The following is a 17,330-nucleotide window of genomic DNA, read 5'->3' as shown; positions in this document are numbered from 1 at the left end:
GGAGTAAGCTTATGAAAAAAATTATATTTACACTCATCCTAATGTCACTCTTGGTTGGTTGCAGCAAAAGCAGCAACAACGTTAAAAACAACGGAACTAATACACAACCTGCACAAAACACGGCCGGTTATCAATTTGACTACCAGGGTGTAACCATATCTATGAACGACAATGCAGCTCCCATCGTTACTGCTTTAGGTGAGCCTATGGACTATTTTGAGGCTCCAAGCTGTGCCTTTCAGGGTTTGGATAAAATATATTATTACAACGGTTTTGACTTATCTACCTATCCAGGGGCAGATGGCGATTATATCTCTGCAATTGAATTTACAGATGACAGCGTATCTACAAAAGAAGGTGTTTTTATAGGTAAAACCAAGGACGAAGTAATCAAAACCTATGGGAATGATTTTACCGAAGAATCCGGTTCTTTAGCCTATACAAAAGGCAAAACCAAACTTACCTTTCTAATTGAAAATAATGCAGTTACTTCCATTAACTATGAATTTATTACGAATTAAGGTATAACTTTACTTTAAACTTTATTCCTGCTGCTCTTTTTTCGTAATTTGACGAATACTTTTTTCCACTTGTTTTCTTGGAAGCATAATCTGATGTCCGCAGCCTAAACATTTTAAACGAAAATCCATGCCTACCCTCAAAACCTCCCATTGGCTGCTTCCACAGGGATGCTGTTTTTTGAGTTTTAATATATCACCTATTTGTATATCCATTTTAGTCCTCCTTATAAAACTTAAATATTATATTTCCATCTGCCAGATTCTTATTCCATATAAGCTCCGTAATTTCTTAATTAAATACTTTCAATTACAAAACCTCCGCTGTAAATATATGGGTACTATTTCCTGTAAAATTTAATATATTTACCCCTTGCATTTTACTTCCATATGATGTAGTATACCTTTATAGATAATGTAGTTTTTATTACTACATGATGCATTTTTCAACTCTACTGGTTGTTATAATTTTATTTTTATAAATACCAGCACAATAAAAATTTTATATAATAGCAAGAAAGGAATGATTTTATGGCTAAAAAAATTATGAAACCCAAAGACCCAGGCAGCGCAATCACCCATTTCATTGGTATGCTTATGGCAACATTTGCAGCACTCCCCTTATTATTAAAAGCTTCGAAAGCGCCGGATCCGGTACATTTTATCTCTTTAGGTGTTTTTGCATTAAGTATGATATTATTATACACTGCAAGCACAGTATACCATACCTTTGATTTGTCTGACAAGATTAACAGGCGTTTAAAAAAGTTTGATCATATGATGATTTTTATCTTAATCGCCGGAACCTATACACCTGTATGTTTAATCGTTCTAAACGGACCGGTAGGCTTTGCCTTATTGTCTTTAATATGGGGGATGGCCTTGTTAGGTATCTGTCTGAAAGCTTTTTGGGTCTATTGTCCAAAATGGGTTTCTTCCATAATTTATATAGCCATGGGCTGGACCTGTGTTCTGGCTTTCTCACCTTTATTAAATGCTCTTTCCGGTGACGCTTTTAACTGGTTACTTGCAGGCGGTATTATCTATACGGTAGGCGGTGTAATTTATGCGCTGAAACTTCCGATTTTTAATAACCGGCACAAATATTTCGGTTCTCATGAAATCTTTCATCTGTTCTGTCTCGGAGGCAGCGCCTGCCATTTTATATTAATGTATAAATTTATAGTAAATATGCCAATATGATACACCTTGACTAGTTAAACCTCATATGATAGAATCAATAATGATTACTATTATTGGAGGTGAAAAATGACAACTACAAAGTTCAGCCGTCAGCGTGAATCGATTAAAGAATATCTGTCTCAAACAAAAGAACATCCTACTGCAGATACCGTATATATGCATATACGTGAAAAATATCCCAATATCAGTTTAGGAACCGTATATCGTAATCTTAATTTATTAGCAGATCTGGGTGAGATCATGAAACTGTCTCCCGGTAATGGAAGCGACCGATTTGATGGCAACCCCAACCCGCATTATCATTTTGTATGTACGGAATGCTCCTGTGTTTTGGACCTTGATATAGCGCCAGGTGCACTTGACCATATTAACCGGATTGCAGAAGCAGGTTTTAGCGGAGAAATACACGGTCACTCAACATTCTTTTATGGTAAATGCAGTAACTGCAAATTAAATAGTTAACCCCCAATGAACTGTTCCTAAATTTAAAAAGATTCTTCCCTGTATTTATTGGAATCTTAAATTTAGGAACAGTTGTTTCATTATGAACAATCGTTTTTTCTTATCCTACCCCTTGAACTTCTTATCCTTATTATATATAAACTGAATTGATGGTAAGTCTATTGTTAATTAATGAGTAATAAAAGCTCAAATACATATCCATACAAAATAATTTCAAAAAATTTATAAAATGGTATTGACAAATATACAATCCTGTTATATTATAATATCAGTAATCATTACTATTATTAATTTAATAATATCGAAAAGGAGAATAAAAGTATGAAAAAATTTGTATGTCAAGTTTGTGGTTATGTTTATGAAGGAGATTCAGCACCGGAGGCTTGTCCAATTTGTAAAGCTCCGTCATCTAAATTCGAGGAACAATCCGGGGAATTAACCTGGGCTGCTGAACATGTTGTGGGAATTGCACAAGGTGTAAGCGAAGATATCTTAAAAGATTTAAGAGATAATTTTAACGGCGAATGCTGTGAAGTTGGTATGTACCTTGCTATGTCAAGAGTTGCTTTTAGAGAGGGTTATCCGGAAGTTGGTTTATATTATGAGAAAGCAGCTTATGAAGAAGCAGAACATGCCTCTAAATTTGCAGAATTACTTGGTGAAGTTGTAACAAACAGCACTAAGAAAAACCTTGAATTAAGAGTCGCTGCTGAAAACGGTGCAACCGCAGGCAAATTTGATCTTGCAAAACGTGCGAAAGCTGCAGATCTTGATGCAATCCATGATACCGTTCATGAAATGGCTAAAGACGAAGCAAGACATGGTAAGGCTTTCAAAGGATTACTTGATAGATATTTTGCATAATGAATGTTTTTATAATAATATTCTGCCCAGTACAATGTTAAGCAGTACTTAATTATTTAAAACGTAAGTAGGTGTCTCATCTGCCTGTAAGTTCGTATGTTACAATATAATGAAGCATATGGGACACCTGTTTATATAGATTATAGTTCCTGGATTTATACTTAACGTGCCATTTTCTATTATATATAATACTCCCCATTATATATAACTTGATCCCTACATACTATGTAAAGAACCGGCTGTGATTCCCCAAATCCCAGTCGGTTCTTTATGTTTATAATTCAGCTATTGGATATCAGATTTATCTTCCTAAAAATTCTAAATTCTTTCTGATAAAATCACATCTTTGTTGTACACATTCCACAGAACGGAACGGATCCTCCGGTGTTTGGAAAGTGTAATCCAGCAATTTATCTATGGTGGTTGCTGCTACATGCAGTCTGGTATCGGAAGATGCATAATAGATATAAACTTCTCCGTTATCTCTTGCAATGGCTCCATTCGTAAAAGTAACATTGGATACATCTCCAACTCTCTCTTCCCCTAACGGTGCAATAAAAAATCCTGACGGTTCCGCTATTACTTTGGAAGGATCAGCTAAATCCGTAGCAAAAACATAAATTACATACCTTAATCCTGCTGCCGTGTTTCTTACACCATGGGCTATATGAATCCAACCTTTTTCCGTTTTGATCGGCACGGCTCCTGCTCCGTTTTTCGCTTCTGTAATAGTATGATATTTTCTTTCACTAGTTATGATTTCCTCATCTATTACAGCCTTCGTAATATCGTCACATAAACCGAAACCAATTCCACCGCCGGAACCGGTATTAATAAAATCATCCATAGGTCTGGTATAAAAAGCATATTTACCGTTTACAAATTCCGGATGCAGAACTACATTTCTCTGCTGTGGCGAATTTAATGTCTTCAGGTTATTTAATCTTTCCCAGTTTTTAAGATCTTTTGTTCTTACAATGCCGGCTTCTGCTTTCGCTGCGGATAAATCATTTACGGTATGATCCTTGCTTTCGGAACAGAATACACCATAGATAAATCCATCTTCATGTTTGGTAAGGCGCATATCGTATACATTGGTTTCTTCCGGGCAGGTATCCGGTAAAAGAATGGGATAATCCCAGAATTTAAAACCGTCTACCGGGCTATCACTTTCTGCTACTGCAAAAAAAGATTTTCTGTCATTTCCTTCTACCCGTGCCACTAAATAATACTTACCGTTTAATTCTATAGCACCTGAGTTAAATACTGCATTTACTCCCAGCCGTTCCATAAAATATGGATTGGTTTCTTCATTTAGATCATATTTCCAGAATAACGGAATATGTTCGTTGGTTAATACCGGATTGATATAACGATCATAAATACCATTATAAATCGAACTTATTACATTTTTCTTATGAATTAATTTATTGTATTTATCTAATTGAACATAATAATTCGGATGCATCTTATTCTCTCACCTTTCAGGGCAATCAGCCAATTAATTTACCAGTCGATATTTCTTTTAATCACTTCAAAACACATTCTTCCGTTGTGGTAAGGACATTTCCAAGGTCCCACAATTTCTTTCCGGCTTATCGGTTCTCCCTTTTTATTAAGGTCATAAAACCACTCGGAACCGCTTCTTTTATCTATCATATAATTCTTTATAAAATCCCAGATCTTAGCGGCCGCATCCATATATTCTTTTTTGCTGTTATCTTTCTGATAACCGTTAATAAATCCAAGAACAGCTTCTGCCTCCACCCACCAGATTTTTGTTGTATCCACTTCTCCTTTAAAACATTCATTATTAAGGGAAGTTCCATCAAAACCTTCTTCTAAGATATGTTCCCTTAATGCATCTGTCACTTTTCGCATTTTAGCAGTATATGCTTCGTCCCCCAGGACTTCGCATCCCCGGTCAATGAGCCAGGAAGCTTCAATATCATGTCCGTAAGAATTAAGATCTGATAAGGTCTTCATATTTTCATCAAAGAAAACTTCCAGGATTCTTCGTTCTGTGTTAAATAAAACATCTGCAAACTGATCCATTATCCATCTTAAGCACTTTCCTACTTTTTCCTGCTTAACTCCCATCTGCATGCCTTGGCGTGCATTTAAATCAGGATGGTGTAAAATATCTTCATCATTTTTCACCTTAACTACCCTGTAAAGTTCCGTATACGCTTCAAATACATGGAGCAGAGTATTCATGGTTTTGCTTGCCATAAGACCGTTCTCCGACAATTTTTCATTATCAACCGGTTGAAACGTACGGTCAAAGGCTTCCAGATATCCGATAGAGTCCTTGCATTTTGTTTCTATCAGTTCAAATAAATCATATGCAAGTTTTAAGCTTTCCGAGTCTTTTGTTGCACCATAATAGGAAGATAATGCATAGATTGCAAAGGCCTGATTATACGTGTGTTTCGTCATATCCTCCGGTTTTCCGTTATAAGTTATAGACCAGTATACACCGCCATATTCCTTATCTAAACAGGCTTTCTTTAAGAATTCATATGCATGTTTTGCATGGATTAAGCATTCCTTTTCACCCAAAGTTGTATATGCATTGGTAAAAAACCATAGAATTCTGCTATTCAATATGACACCTTTTGTTGCTTCTTTGTGCAATTTTAGGTCAAAATCATAGAATCCATAAAAACCGCCATATTGGTTATCTCTTAATTTTTCCCAAAACGGAATAATATTACCTTCCAAATTATCCTTTACTTCTTTGATAAACACGATATTCTCTCCCACCTTCCCTAATTTTTTTGCTACTTTATTATAACATATTCTAAAGTGATTACAAGCTACCAATTCACTTTTTATGCACATTTTATTTGTATAAAATTATGCATTTATAATGCATTTCTTAAGGTAAAATCAACAATCTGCCTGTCTGTATTTTTCTCATCATTCTTATCCTAGTATAACTCTTGTGGCACAGTATCATTCATTTCACATGCCAGAGTCTAATCTATCTGCTAAGCTCTAATCGCCGAATTCTGTGTTATTTCGTGTTTCTTGTATTAAAATAAGATATATGTTAATATGTAAATAAAAAACAATTTTCACTATCTATCTAAGCAGTTTCGCAAGTCTAAAAAGATTAGAATCTGCAAAAAAGGAGGTCTGAAGACATCATGTTCTGTCCAAAATGTAAATGCGAATACAGGGAGGGCTTTAAGATATGTCCTGACTGCAATGAGAATTTAGTAGATTCATTACCATTACCAGAAAAAAATATTGAAATACTTACAGCACTTAATCCAATTAAGATAAAATCAGTAGCTAATGACATTGATGCTGAACTTTTAATTAATTTACTTCAAAACAATAATATTCCTTGTTTTAAAAAAAGCAAGGGCGCAGGCGGGTACATGAATATTTATATGGGATACTCCATCTTTGGAGAAGATATTTATGTGGATAAAGAAGATTATACAAGAGCGATGGATATACTAAGTGAGCTTGATCTCTGTCCTGATAACATGTCCACCTCTACAGAAGAAAACGTCCCGATGGATTATAGCATCCCATTTTACCGAAATCCACGTATGATAGCACGAATAATATTAATTGCAGTGGCCGGCACCTCAATATTTTTTACTATATTAAGTAAAATATAAAGGGAACGGATAATCGGTTTTACTACATCTGGTTTTATCCTTCACCTGCCAAGCAGAATTAAGGTCGGAGCGCCAACTCCGACCTTAAATGTACATCATATATCAATAAAGTTTAAATCTGTTCATCCACGGTTATACCTTTCATATCTTCCGTGAGTAATTTCGCTTTATCAGCCATAGCCTGAATTTCCTGGTGGATTTTATCCCAGTCGGTAGCATTCTTTTGAGCTTGTTCTATTGAAGCATCGTCACTATTTTCCTTTGCTTTCTGGGCGGGCTCTTTATTACTATCCGCTTTTTCCGTCTTCTCTTTCTCTTCTTTTTCTTTCTCTTTGATTTCTTCTGCTTTATCCTTATCTTCTTCTATCTTATCATCAATATTCTCTTTTGCTTCATCAAGCAGACTGCCAATTGCTTCTTTACTGGCATTTTTTATTAATTTATCCGATGCTTTACCGGCATCAACCATTGTGTGTGTCTTTAATTTAGCCAATTGAATTCCCTCTATCGTCATATGTTCCCCGGTAATAGAATTATTGGCATCACGAATCCTTTCTCTAAAGGTTAATTCCATGTCGTGGTATTCTAAGGCAGCTTTCTGATACTCTGTTAAAGGCCCCATAGCCCCAACCCTTTGCATATCCTCTTCGGTTAATGGCTCATCGCCAAAACCTCTTCTGCTATCCTCCAGTTTTTCCAACACTTCCAAATCCTTTTGTTCATCGCTTTCCGGATCAACATTACAGGTCTTCTGCAAATTTTGTTTTAATTTATCAATCTGGTTTAATTCACCTAACGCCTCTTGTGCTTCTTTTTCTAAAGCTTTGGCATTTTCCTGATGTGATTCAATATTCTCATCTATTTTCTGTTCGCCGGTAAATGCACTTAAAATTACCTTTATGGCATTTTCTTTCATCTTATCACTTTTCGATAGTATATCTGTTTCGCCTAACTTTAAATTACCGGCGAAAACCGTATTTCCGTTTTTGCCCTGTTTATTATTGACTTCCTCCTGCTTGTTTTGTTCCTTTTCTTTTGTCGCAGTATTTTGTATGTAGATGTTCTTGTTATAATTTTGTCCATTGATTTTATCCATAACTGATTCTCCCCATTTAACATTTTATTTTTATATTATAATTACCATTACCTACCATATTTATCGGACTGTATGATAAATAATTTAACCTGTGGGTTCTACATTATAAGAAAGATCCTGCCGGTCAGGCTTTTTATTTCCTAATACATAAAAAAAGACCCGCTCTTTCTTCCAAATATTTTCAGAAGAAATGATCTGGTCTTATTTTCTTGTTTCTATCTACATAAAATCATAATAAACATCCATTAGGAATATTATCCTAATACTTAGCCTAATTAATAACTTTTTAATTATTTACGGTTAGCCGGCTCAATATTAATGCTCTTACCTTTTATTTTCGCATCTTTCATAACCTGAATAACATCAGAAGCATATTCTCTTGGAACTTCTACGAATGTATATTTATCATACATATCAATAGAGCCGATTAATTTACCTGGCATACCGGTTTCTCCGGCAATCGCTCCTAAGATATCTCCGGGTCTTGTATTCTGCTTTTTACCGATATTAATGAAGAGCCTTACCATACCTGCTTCTGCACCGGTGTCGCCATAATCCATATAGCTTTCTTTCTCTTCGATCTGGTCATTTTCTTCACCCATGGTCATTTTAAGAAAAGCCGCTGCAATATCCAATGTAGTATAGTCTTCTGCATTAACACGGGCTTCAATAATTTCAACCATCTTTGTTAAATCTTCAGAACTGATAATGTTATTGATACGATCCAATATCTTTTCTGCTTTTACAGCCGTTACATCATTCATGGAAGGTATGGGCTGAGCAATGATTTTGGTCTTGCAATATCTCTGAATGTCTTTTAATTTATATACTTCTTTACCAACTACCAGCGTAAAGGCACGTCCGGTTCGTCCTGCACGCCCGGTTCGGCCGATACGGTGAACATAATATTCATCATCCTGAGGAACATCATAATTAAATACCGCTTCCACGTCATCTACATCGATTCCTCTGGCCGCTACGTCAGTTGCTACTAAGATATCTGTTTTTCCGTTACGGAAACTGTTCATAACACGGTCACGCTGCTGCTGCTTTAAATCACCATGAAGTCCTTCTGCAAAATATCCTCTGCCCTGCAGTACGGATACTAACTCATCTACCTGTTTTTTGGTATTACAGAAAACCAGGGATAATTTAGGGTCATACATATCAATTAAACGGCATAAAACTTCTTCTTTATTCTTTGGTTTTACTTCATAATAATACTGTTCAATCTTCGGTACGGTTAATTCCTTTTTAACAACACGGATGATTTCCGCTTCTTTTTGATAAGTTTTCGCTATGTCCATAATAGGTTTTGGCATGGTAGCAGAAAATAGCACAGTCTGCCTTTCTTCCGGAACATCCTTTAATATGGTTTCAATATCTTCACGGAATCCCATATTTAACATCTCATCCGCTTCATCCAATACAATCAGCTTTACTTCATCAAACTTAACAGTCTTTCTTCTCATATGATCCATAACACGGCCCGGAGTACCAATTACAATCTGCGTACCGGCTTTTAAGGAACGTATTTGTTTTGATATTTCCTGTCCGCCATAGATCGGCAGTACTTTGATTCCATGGAGGTATGTTGCCAGTTTTCTGATTTCATCTGCTATCTGAATAGCCAACTCTCTCGTCGGGCTTAGCACAACTGCCTGCAGATGTTTATCTTTTGGATCTATTGCCTGTAACAGTGGAATACCAAAAGCTGCTGTTTTACCTGTTCCTGTTTGCGCCTGCCCCACAATATCCTTACCGGATAACATGATAGGGATTGCATTTGCCTGTATTGGTGATGCTTCTTCAAAGCCCATATCAACAATTGCTTTCAATATAGGTTCACTAATTCCTAATTCCTCAAATTTCGTTGTTTGCATGTTTATTTCGGTTCCTTTCTTTTTCCTTAAATCTCTTATTATTTTGTCCTAGTTACCAGGTATTCAATCCTTACTTGAATATTCTTGGTAATATAACTTAAGCATCTGCAAAATTATTACAGGAACTTATTTTTTGTTCCTATAACCAGATTTACGTCAAAAACGATCGCCGTGGGAATCGACAATTCCCAAAAGTTTAATATAATCAACTCTTATAGAGTGAAATCCCATATTTTTATAGAATAGGAAGAAACTTTCCTATACTATAAGATAGAGTCTGGCTTGCCAGACTCTGGCGCTGACGCGCTGTCACTTCAGTGACAATATTCACTGGCGCGTCATGTGCATCCCGCCCGGAGGGCTTTTTATCTTATTGGATGCAATTTCCTGTAAGATAAAAAAAGCTCTTGGCCAATTTGGACAGAGAGCTTAAATATATAATGTATTAACTATACTATTCTTAAACTATTCCTTTGCTCCAGATGCTTAATCCAGATAAATGTACCGTACGTATTATAACACGGAATTTTAATCTGGTCAAATAATTTCTGAAATTAATACATTTGTTAATTATTAACTAAATTTTTAGGATTATTGGAACATTTATAACAATTCAGAATTATCCTTTAACTCCTCATTACCAACTCAATAACTCTTTGCTCAATTAAACATGCCATTTTATCAATTTCCTGCTTCGTTTTCAGATTAGGCAGAAAACCTGCTGCCATAGTGGCATGCCCTCCGCCGTCACCAAAACCCGAAAGTGCCTCTTTGATTACTTTTCCAGCATCCACAGTCTTTGATTCGCTGCGTACTGAGAACTTAAGACCACCCACCCGGTAGGAATAAACTAAAGTAAAATCAACTTCGGATACCGTCAACAGAAAGTCGGAGATACTGCCGATAATCGCTTCGGAACAGTCATCACCAATTCTGGCTATTCCTATTCTTCCATACAGTTTCAGATTAGAGATTGCTTCCTGATAGGCAATCAGGTCATTTTTCCTTAAGCTGCAGTGATCAAAACCAAATAAAATATCTTTATCCGCTTTCTTATAAAGAAGGCAGAACATATCGATATCCAGATCTGATGCCCTTCGGGATAAATTAGCCGTATCCATCTTGATGCCGTAACATAAAGCTGTCGCAATTTCCATTGATATCTCTATCTTATTATCCACAAAGTATTCTGCTATTAACGAAGCACAGGCTCCGATCTCACTGCGTATATCGTAAAAACGGTACTCCAAAACCTCTTGTTTTGGATGATGGTCAATACAGGCAACTTTTTTACCTATAAAATTAACCATGTTCACATTACCCATCTGACCATCCACCAGGATTATTTCATCTTCCTCTTCCATTGTAAATTCTTTGTTATTATAAATATCAATATGCAGAAGCTCAATCATTTTTAAGGTATTATACTTATCAATCTGCCCATCATAGCAAATAGTTGACTTTATACCTTTCACTTCCAGTAAAACCTGTAATCCGTACGCAGAAGCTAATGCATCCTGATCCGGATAATTGTGCATTTGAATGTATACAAGATCTTTTGTAATGATGGAAAGCAATTCCTCTAATTTAGTCATATACCTGTGGCACCTCATTCTATTGGGGATATCGGTTTATAGGTATTATAACTTACCTTGTACAAAAATGCACGGGGAAATTATTTCAAACCAGCACTAAGTTTACCGTTTATCACATCAATAAGAATGGTATCCTGCTCCTGAATCTGATTACTCAGGATCAACTTCGCACTTAATGTTTCCACATGTTTTTGCAGGTATCTCTTAAGGGGTCTTGCACCGTATACCGGATCATAGGCCTGGTCGATGATAAAGGCTTTTGCTGCATCGGTTAATTCTATGGTAATCTCTTTATCAGACAATCTTTCATTTAAATCAGCCAGGAGTAAAACAATAATATCACCGATATTCTCTTTGGATAAGGGTTTAAACAGTATTATCTCATCCAGACGGTTTAAAAATTCCGGACGGAAATGGTTTCTCAGGTCATTCATAACCAGTGATTCACATCTTTCTGAAATATTACCGTCTGCTTCAATTCCCTCCAGCAGATAAGTGGATCCGATATTGGAAGTCATAATGAGTATGGTATTTTTGAAGTCTACGGTTCTTCCCTGGGAATCCGTAATTCGGCCGTCATCCAACACCTGAAGCAATACATTAAAGACATCCGGATGTGCTTTCTCAATTTCGTCAAATAAAACAACAGAATAAGGTTTTCTCCTCACAGCTTCCGTTAATTGTCCGCCCTCTTCGTATCCTACATATCCAGGAGGTGCTCCGATCAAACGGGAAACCGAATACTTCTCCATATATTCGCTCATATCAATCCGTACCATATTCTGCTCATTATCAAACAGGGATGCCGCTAATGCTTTTGCTAATTCGGTTTTGCCCACACCGGTAGGTCCTAAGAACAGAAAAGAACCAATGGGTTTGGCAGGATCTTTAATTCCGGCTTTGGAACGTAAGATAGCATCGGAGACTTTACTGACTCCTTCTTCCTGCCCGATTACCCGTTTGTGAAGTTCCACGTCCAGATGCAAGGTTTTATTTCTTTCGCTTTCCGTAAGTTTCGCCACGGGAATACCCGTCCAGCGGGATACAATTCTGGCAATTTCATCTTCACTTACATTTTCATGTACTAAAGTATGGGCTTCTTTCTTAACTATCTCTTCTTCCTCTGACAACTGCCTGGTAAGCGACGGAAGTTTACCGTATTTTAATTCCGCTGCTTTATTCAAATCATAATTACGTTCGGCAATTTCAATTTCATTATTTAAAGCTTCCAGCTCTTCTCTTAATCTCTGGACTTTTTCCACCGCCGCTTTTTCATTGTCCCATTTGGCTTTTCCTGCAGCAAAGATTTCCCTCTGTTCTGCCAGTTCTTTCTTAAGATCTAGAAGACGTTCCATACTTAACCGGTCCGTTTCTTTCTTAAGCGCCGCTTCTTCGATTTCCATCTGCATAATACGCCTCTGAATATCGTCAAGCTCGGTAGGCATGGAATCCAGTTCCGTTTTAATCAAAGCACAGGCTTCATCCACTAAATCGATGGCTTTATCCGGCAGAAAACGGTCGGATATATAACGGTTTGACAATATGGCTGCCGATACTAAAGCACCATCTGTTATTTTGACACCATGAAATACTTCATAGCGGTCCTTTAGTCCTCTTAATATGGATATGGTATCCTCGACGGTGGGTTCATCCACCAAAACCGGTTGGAAACGCCTCTCCAGGGCCGCATCCTTTTCGATATACATCCGGTATTCATTCAGAGTGGTTGCACCGATACAGTGCAGCTCACCACGGGCCAGCATAGGTTTTAACATATTCCCGGCATCCATTGCACCCTCCGTCTTACCGGCCCCCACAATGGTATGCAGCTCATCAATAAATAAAATTATCTGTCCGTCGCTGTTTTTAACTTCTTCCAATACCGCTTTTAATCTTTCTTCAAATTCACCCCGGTATTTTGCTCCGGCCACCAATGCCCCCATATCCAGGGCAAATATTTTTTTATCTTTCAGGCCCTCCGGTACATCTCCTCTTACGATTCTCTGCGCCAGGCCTTCCACTACTGCGGTCTTACCGACACCCGGTTCACCGATTAATACCGGATTGTTTTTTGTTTTTCTGGAAAGAATACGAATAACATTACGGATCTCAGAATCCCTGCCGATAACCGGATCTAATTTCTGTGCTTTTGCCCTCTCAACCAGATCAGAACCGTATTTCTCAAGGGTATCATAAGTAACCTCAGGATTATCACTGGTTACTTTTTGATTACCTCTAACAGTTTGTAATGCCAGAAGAAAATCTTCCCTGGTGATTCTGAAATTCCGGAACAGCTCCTTCACTTCCCTGTTCGGCTGTTTTAACATACTCAGGAAAAGATGTTCAACGGACACATATTCATCTCCCATTGATTTCGCTTCATTTTCCGCATAAATCAATATCTTATTCAAATCATTGCTGATATATACCTGCCCTCCGGACACTTTAGGTCTTTTGTTAAGAAGTCCTTCCACCTGGGCGGTAAATACTTCCATGGTAATATCCATCTTTTTTAATAATTTTTGAATTAAACTGTCTTCTACAGTAATCAAGCTGTAAAGCAAATGTTCCTGGTCGATCTCTTGGTGCCCATATTCTAAGGCAATTTTTTCACAATCCTGAACAACCTGCATGGATTTTTGAGTAAATTTATTGATATTCATTATTTGCACCGGCCTTTCTAATTAACTATATTTGTATATGCATTTAATTTTTTATTTGTTCTATAACTAATATAACACCTATAATATAATTATGCAAGAGTGATTTTAAAATAATTAATATAAAATATTAATTTTTTCATTATGCAATGCTATGCTCCTTTTCTATTATCATTTTTTCTTCAAAAATTTCATATTATCTTATTAAGTTAATCATGTGAAGGATAATTAATATGAACATTTATGTAGTTCAGCCTGGAGATACTGTCTACTCTATTGCTAATAAATTTAATTTACCAATTGAAAAAATAATTCATGATAATAATATTTCTCCTGATTACGGAATCGTAACCGGTCAAATAATTATATTAGCCTACCCCAAGCAAATTTATAAGGTACAACCAGGTGATACTTGGAAAAGTATAGCCGCGGCAAATGGTATAACAATTATTCAGTTACTCCAGAATAATCCTTCTCTTGCAGACAGAGATTATTTAACTATAGGGGAAGAGTTGATTATAAGTTATGATAGAAAAGAGAGAGCAATCGAGGTAAATGCTTATTGTTTTTCATTTATTGATGATACTATTCTGATAAAAACATTACCTTACCTGACTTATATTACAATTGCTAACTATAGGGTAAATGCATATGCTAAAATTGAAGCACCCGATGATGTTTATATAATTCAGTCGGCAAAAGCGTATGGTGTGGCTCCTGTTATCATGATTTCAACTTCTTCGGAACTGGGAAGAGGAAGCTTTGGTATTATGCACAAGATACTTAACAGTGAAGAATTGCAAAATGAATTAATTAATAATATACTATATATTTTGAGAGAACGAGAATGTTATGGTGTCAATTTCGGTTTTATACATATAATTCCGGAGGATTTACAAAGTTATGTTAATTTCATCATACGAACAACAGAAATACTTCGGAGTGAGGGTTTCCATGTACACGTTACTTTATCCCCCAACACGTTTTTATACAATGCCGATGGCAATCCGGATAATCCATATTATTTTCAGATAGGTCAGGTGGCAGACCTGTCAATTCTGCTTTCCTATTCATGGGCATCGGCAGATATTAACTCTTACGAACAGACTACGATTCCGTTTTTAAAAGGTTATATCGAATATGCTTTAACACAAATACCTCCCGAAAAAATTTCATTAGGTTATACCCGTATAGCATACGATTGGGAATTACCTTATGTAGAAAATGAATCTCCTGTTACTGCTTTAGCAAACTATCAGGCATTGGCTTTAGCAAACCAGATCGGGATTGATCTTGGGTTTGATGCATATCATGTTACCCCTTACTTCCGGTATTATACCGACGGAATAGAACATTTTGTCTGGTTAAAAGACGCAAGATCATTAGATGCCATTTTAGATCTGATAGATGAGTATAACCTCAGTGGAATCAGTATCTGGACTACAATGGATTTTACACCCCAGCTATGGGTCACTACTAATTCCCAATACAATATTTCAAAGATATTAAATGTAACCTCTTCCCTTTTATCCTAATAAAATATTAATACGATAAACGATAAACGTGAGTGGTAATTGCGAAACCGGCTCTCTGTATGATTTATACATGCAGAAAATTATTTCCGGTTCACAATTACCCGGTTAAACAAGCTATCGCTTTTCGATTCCACTTCCCCTTATCTCTACTCCTCAGGACATTCACCCTTTCTTGCAATCATAATAACTGACAGATAATCCTGTATCATCTCTCTGGTAACATTCATTTGCATAAGATATCGTTCTGCTAAGGTTTTCTTTAGATATAATACGTCTTCCTTATTATGAATTCCGGCCGGTGCAAGTGTAAATTCTATTAAAAATACAGTTCTTGCTACATCATATAAATAATTACCATGGCACAGGTTCATAAAATCAATAACGCTTATATTTTAGTACTCTGCCTGCTTCCCATTCATAAACAGTTGCCGTATTACCTGTCCCGATGATCTTATGACAGTTCATATATTCTTCCCCCAATTATTATTGTTTTTTTAATACTTACAAACTAATGGTAAAAATATTCTACTACATAAAACCATATATTACTAGATTGTAATAAAATGGAGACCAAAAAAACAATTTTCACTTTATTTATAATCAGGTCGTATTTTGTCTAATTTTATCATATTTTGCTTGTATTTTGTGTAATAATGATATAAAATTAATATTATTAAATAATTTTTGTTACATTTTACCATGGGAGTCAAATAAAGGCAGATAAGGAGTTGACAAAAATGAATATAGATAAGGAAGACAGAAAAGATGCGAATCAAGAGTTAGGTATAACGGCAGAAGATATTAAATTGACTGATATTTTCAGTTTGGAATTTCTCCAGAAATTCCAGGATGCATTCTCAAATGCTGTAGGCGTTGCCGGCTTAACCACAGACAAAAACGGCGTTCCGGTTACCCAAGGCTCTAATTTCACCGATTTTTGTATGAAACTCTCCAGAGAATCCAAGGAGGGTCTTAGGCGCTGTATGGAAAGTGATGCATTTGGAGGCGCTGAAAGCGCCAGAACAGGAAAACCGGCAGTATATTACTGTGGCAGCGGTTTAATGGATTTTGGAGCCCCCATTATGCTTAATGGAGTACAGATCGGATCTATTTTAGGTGGACAGGTACTTCCAAGTGCTCCGGAAAAAGAAAAGTTTATACAAATTGCAAAAGAAATAGATGTGAATCCCGATGAATTTATAGAAGCTGTGAATAAAATTAAAATTGTTCCTGAGGAGCAGTTAAGGGCTGCCGCAGACCTTTTATTTATTGTTACAAATGAAATATCAAAAATGGGGTATCAGCGGTTAGTCTTAAAAAAAATAGTTGAAAAACTGGGTGACAGTGTAACCGATATGATGGCTACCATAGAAGAATTAACTGCCACTGCAACCAATGTAAATGAACATCAGGAGAAATTGAATAAAGAAATTATTAATGTTAACGAAACTATATTACAGATTAATAAATTCTCTAATTCTATTGAAACCTTAGCCGGTCAGTCGAAGCTCCTTGGCCTAAACGCCTCCATTGAAGCAGCAAGAGCTGGGGAATTCGGACGGGGTTTTGGTATTGTAGCAAAAGAGATTCAAAAAATGGCAAGCGGTTCTCATGATGCAGTAGAAAATATCAAACAATTTACTTCTCATATTAGCGATTCTGTTTCTGATACTATTAAACTAAGTGATTCTACCCTGCAGATAACCAGGCAGCAGGAAGAGGCAATGAAGGGCGTGGTTGATTTCATAGACGAGATTGTAACTATGACAGAAACAATTAATAATCTATCCGTTCAACAAGGACTTAAAATATGAGTTAATTCAGGGGAGTATACTATAGTATACTCCTCATTTTTTGATTGCTATACCAGATAATA

The 17,330-nt window shown here is 36.4% G+C and carries 15 protein-coding genes; 7 read left to right on the top strand and 8 right to left on the bottom strand.

The window, feature by feature from the left end:
- Positions 1 to 11 precede the first annotated feature (11 nt).
- Complete coding sequence (locus RBU59_RS16165; RefSeq protein WP_308143538.1) at positions 12 to 521, top strand: hypothetical protein; 510 nt, start codon at positions 12 to 14, stop codon at positions 519 to 521.
- A 21-nt stretch (positions 522 to 542) separates the two neighbouring features.
- Here RBU59_RS16165 and RBU59_RS16160 read toward each other — a convergent pair whose 3' ends face one another.
- Positions 543 to 734 carry a DUF951 domain-containing protein gene (locus tag RBU59_RS16160; RefSeq protein WP_308143537.1) on the bottom strand — a complete coding sequence of 64 codons (192 nt, stop codon included), beginning with the start codon at positions 732 to 734 and terminating at the stop codon, positions 543 to 545.
- A 315-nt stretch (positions 735 to 1,049) separates the two neighbouring features.
- On the opposite strand from RBU59_RS16160, the gene trhA reads away from it, so the two are divergent.
- The 3 genes from trhA (at position 1,050) to RBU59_RS16145 (ending at position 3,047) form a co-directional block, all read left to right on the top strand.
- Entirely contained in the window at positions 1,050 to 1,721 is a 672-nt protein-coding gene (gene trhA, locus RBU59_RS16155) for a PAQR family membrane homeostasis protein TrhA (protein ID WP_308143536.1), read from the top strand.
- Between the two features lie 66 nt (positions 1,722 to 1,787).
- Positions 1,788 to 2,183, top strand: a complete 396-nt coding sequence (locus RBU59_RS16150; RefSeq protein ID WP_308143535.1) for a Fur family transcriptional regulator — start codon at positions 1,788 to 1,790, stop codon at positions 2,181 to 2,183.
- Between the two features lie 321 nt (positions 2,184 to 2,504).
- Positions 2,505 to 3,047, top strand: a complete 543-nt coding sequence (locus RBU59_RS16145; protein WP_308143534.1) for an NADH peroxidase — start codon at positions 2,505 to 2,507, stop codon at positions 3,045 to 3,047.
- A gap of 301 nt (positions 3,048 to 3,348) precedes the next feature.
- Here RBU59_RS16145 and RBU59_RS16140 read toward each other — a convergent pair whose 3' ends face one another.
- Together RBU59_RS16140 and RBU59_RS16135 are read right to left on the bottom strand one after the other, a co-directional pair.
- Complete coding sequence (locus RBU59_RS16140; protein WP_308143533.1) at positions 3,349 to 4,515, bottom strand: glycoside hydrolase family 130 protein; 1,167 nt, start codon at positions 4,513 to 4,515, stop codon at positions 3,349 to 3,351.
- 38 nt (positions 4,516 to 4,553) lie between these two features.
- Positions 4,554 to 5,798 (bottom strand): AGE family epimerase/isomerase, encoded by a 1,245-nt coding sequence (locus tag RBU59_RS16135; RefSeq protein ID WP_308143532.1) that lies wholly within the window; start codon positions 5,796 to 5,798, stop codon positions 4,554 to 4,556.
- Positions 5,799 to 6,199: 401 nt separating this feature from the next.
- On the opposite strand from RBU59_RS16135, the gene RBU59_RS16130 reads away from it, so the two are divergent.
- Positions 6,200 to 6,685, top strand: coding sequence for a putative signal transducing protein (locus RBU59_RS16130; RefSeq protein ID WP_308143531.1), 486 nt, complete (start codon positions 6,200 to 6,202; stop codon positions 6,683 to 6,685).
- A 112-nt stretch (positions 6,686 to 6,797) separates the two neighbouring features.
- On the opposite strand, the gene RBU59_RS16125 is transcribed toward RBU59_RS16130, so the two are convergent.
- The 4 genes from RBU59_RS16125 to clpB form a co-directional block, all read right to left on the bottom strand.
- Positions 6,798 to 7,781 (bottom strand): hypothetical protein, encoded by a 984-nt coding sequence (locus tag RBU59_RS16125; RefSeq protein WP_308143530.1) that lies wholly within the window; start codon positions 7,779 to 7,781, stop codon positions 6,798 to 6,800.
- 290 nt (positions 7,782 to 8,071) lie between these two features.
- Positions 8,072 to 9,664 (bottom strand): DEAD/DEAH box helicase, encoded by a 1,593-nt coding sequence (locus RBU59_RS16120; RefSeq protein WP_308143529.1) that lies wholly within the window; start codon positions 9,662 to 9,664, stop codon positions 8,072 to 8,074.
- A 626-nt stretch (positions 9,665 to 10,290) separates the two neighbouring features.
- Positions 10,291 to 11,259, bottom strand: a complete 969-nt coding sequence (locus RBU59_RS16115; RefSeq protein ID WP_308143528.1) for a DHH family phosphoesterase — start codon at positions 11,257 to 11,259, stop codon at positions 10,291 to 10,293.
- 80 nt (positions 11,260 to 11,339) lie between these two features.
- Complete coding sequence (clpB, locus tag RBU59_RS16110) at positions 11,340 to 13,922, bottom strand: ATP-dependent chaperone ClpB (protein ID WP_308143527.1); 2,583 nt, start codon at positions 13,920 to 13,922, stop codon at positions 11,340 to 11,342.
- Between the two features lie 230 nt (positions 13,923 to 14,152).
- On the opposite strand from clpB, the gene RBU59_RS16105 reads away from it, so the two are divergent.
- Positions 14,153 to 15,454 (top strand): LysM peptidoglycan-binding domain-containing protein, encoded by a 1,302-nt coding sequence (locus RBU59_RS16105; RefSeq protein ID WP_308143526.1) that lies wholly within the window; start codon positions 14,153 to 14,155, stop codon positions 15,452 to 15,454.
- 146 nt (positions 15,455 to 15,600) lie between these two features.
- On the opposite strand, the gene RBU59_RS16100 is transcribed toward RBU59_RS16105, so the two are convergent.
- Positions 15,601 to 15,825 (bottom strand): hypothetical protein, encoded by a 225-nt coding sequence (locus RBU59_RS16100; protein WP_308143525.1) that lies wholly within the window; start codon positions 15,823 to 15,825, stop codon positions 15,601 to 15,603.
- A 366-nt stretch (positions 15,826 to 16,191) separates the two neighbouring features.
- On the opposite strand from RBU59_RS16100, the gene RBU59_RS16095 reads away from it, so the two are divergent.
- Positions 16,192 to 17,268, top strand: a complete 1,077-nt coding sequence (locus RBU59_RS16095; protein WP_308143524.1) for a PocR ligand-binding domain-containing protein — start codon at positions 16,192 to 16,194, stop codon at positions 17,266 to 17,268.
- Positions 17,269 to 17,330 lie beyond the last annotated feature (62 nt).

Origin of the sequence: Anaerocolumna sp. MB42-C2 (genome assembly GCF_030913705.1) — a bacterium.
Taxonomy (GTDB): Bacteria; Bacillota; Clostridia; order Lachnospirales; family Lachnospiraceae; genus Anaerocolumna.
This window is presented reverse-complemented; position numbering and strand designations above follow the sequence as displayed.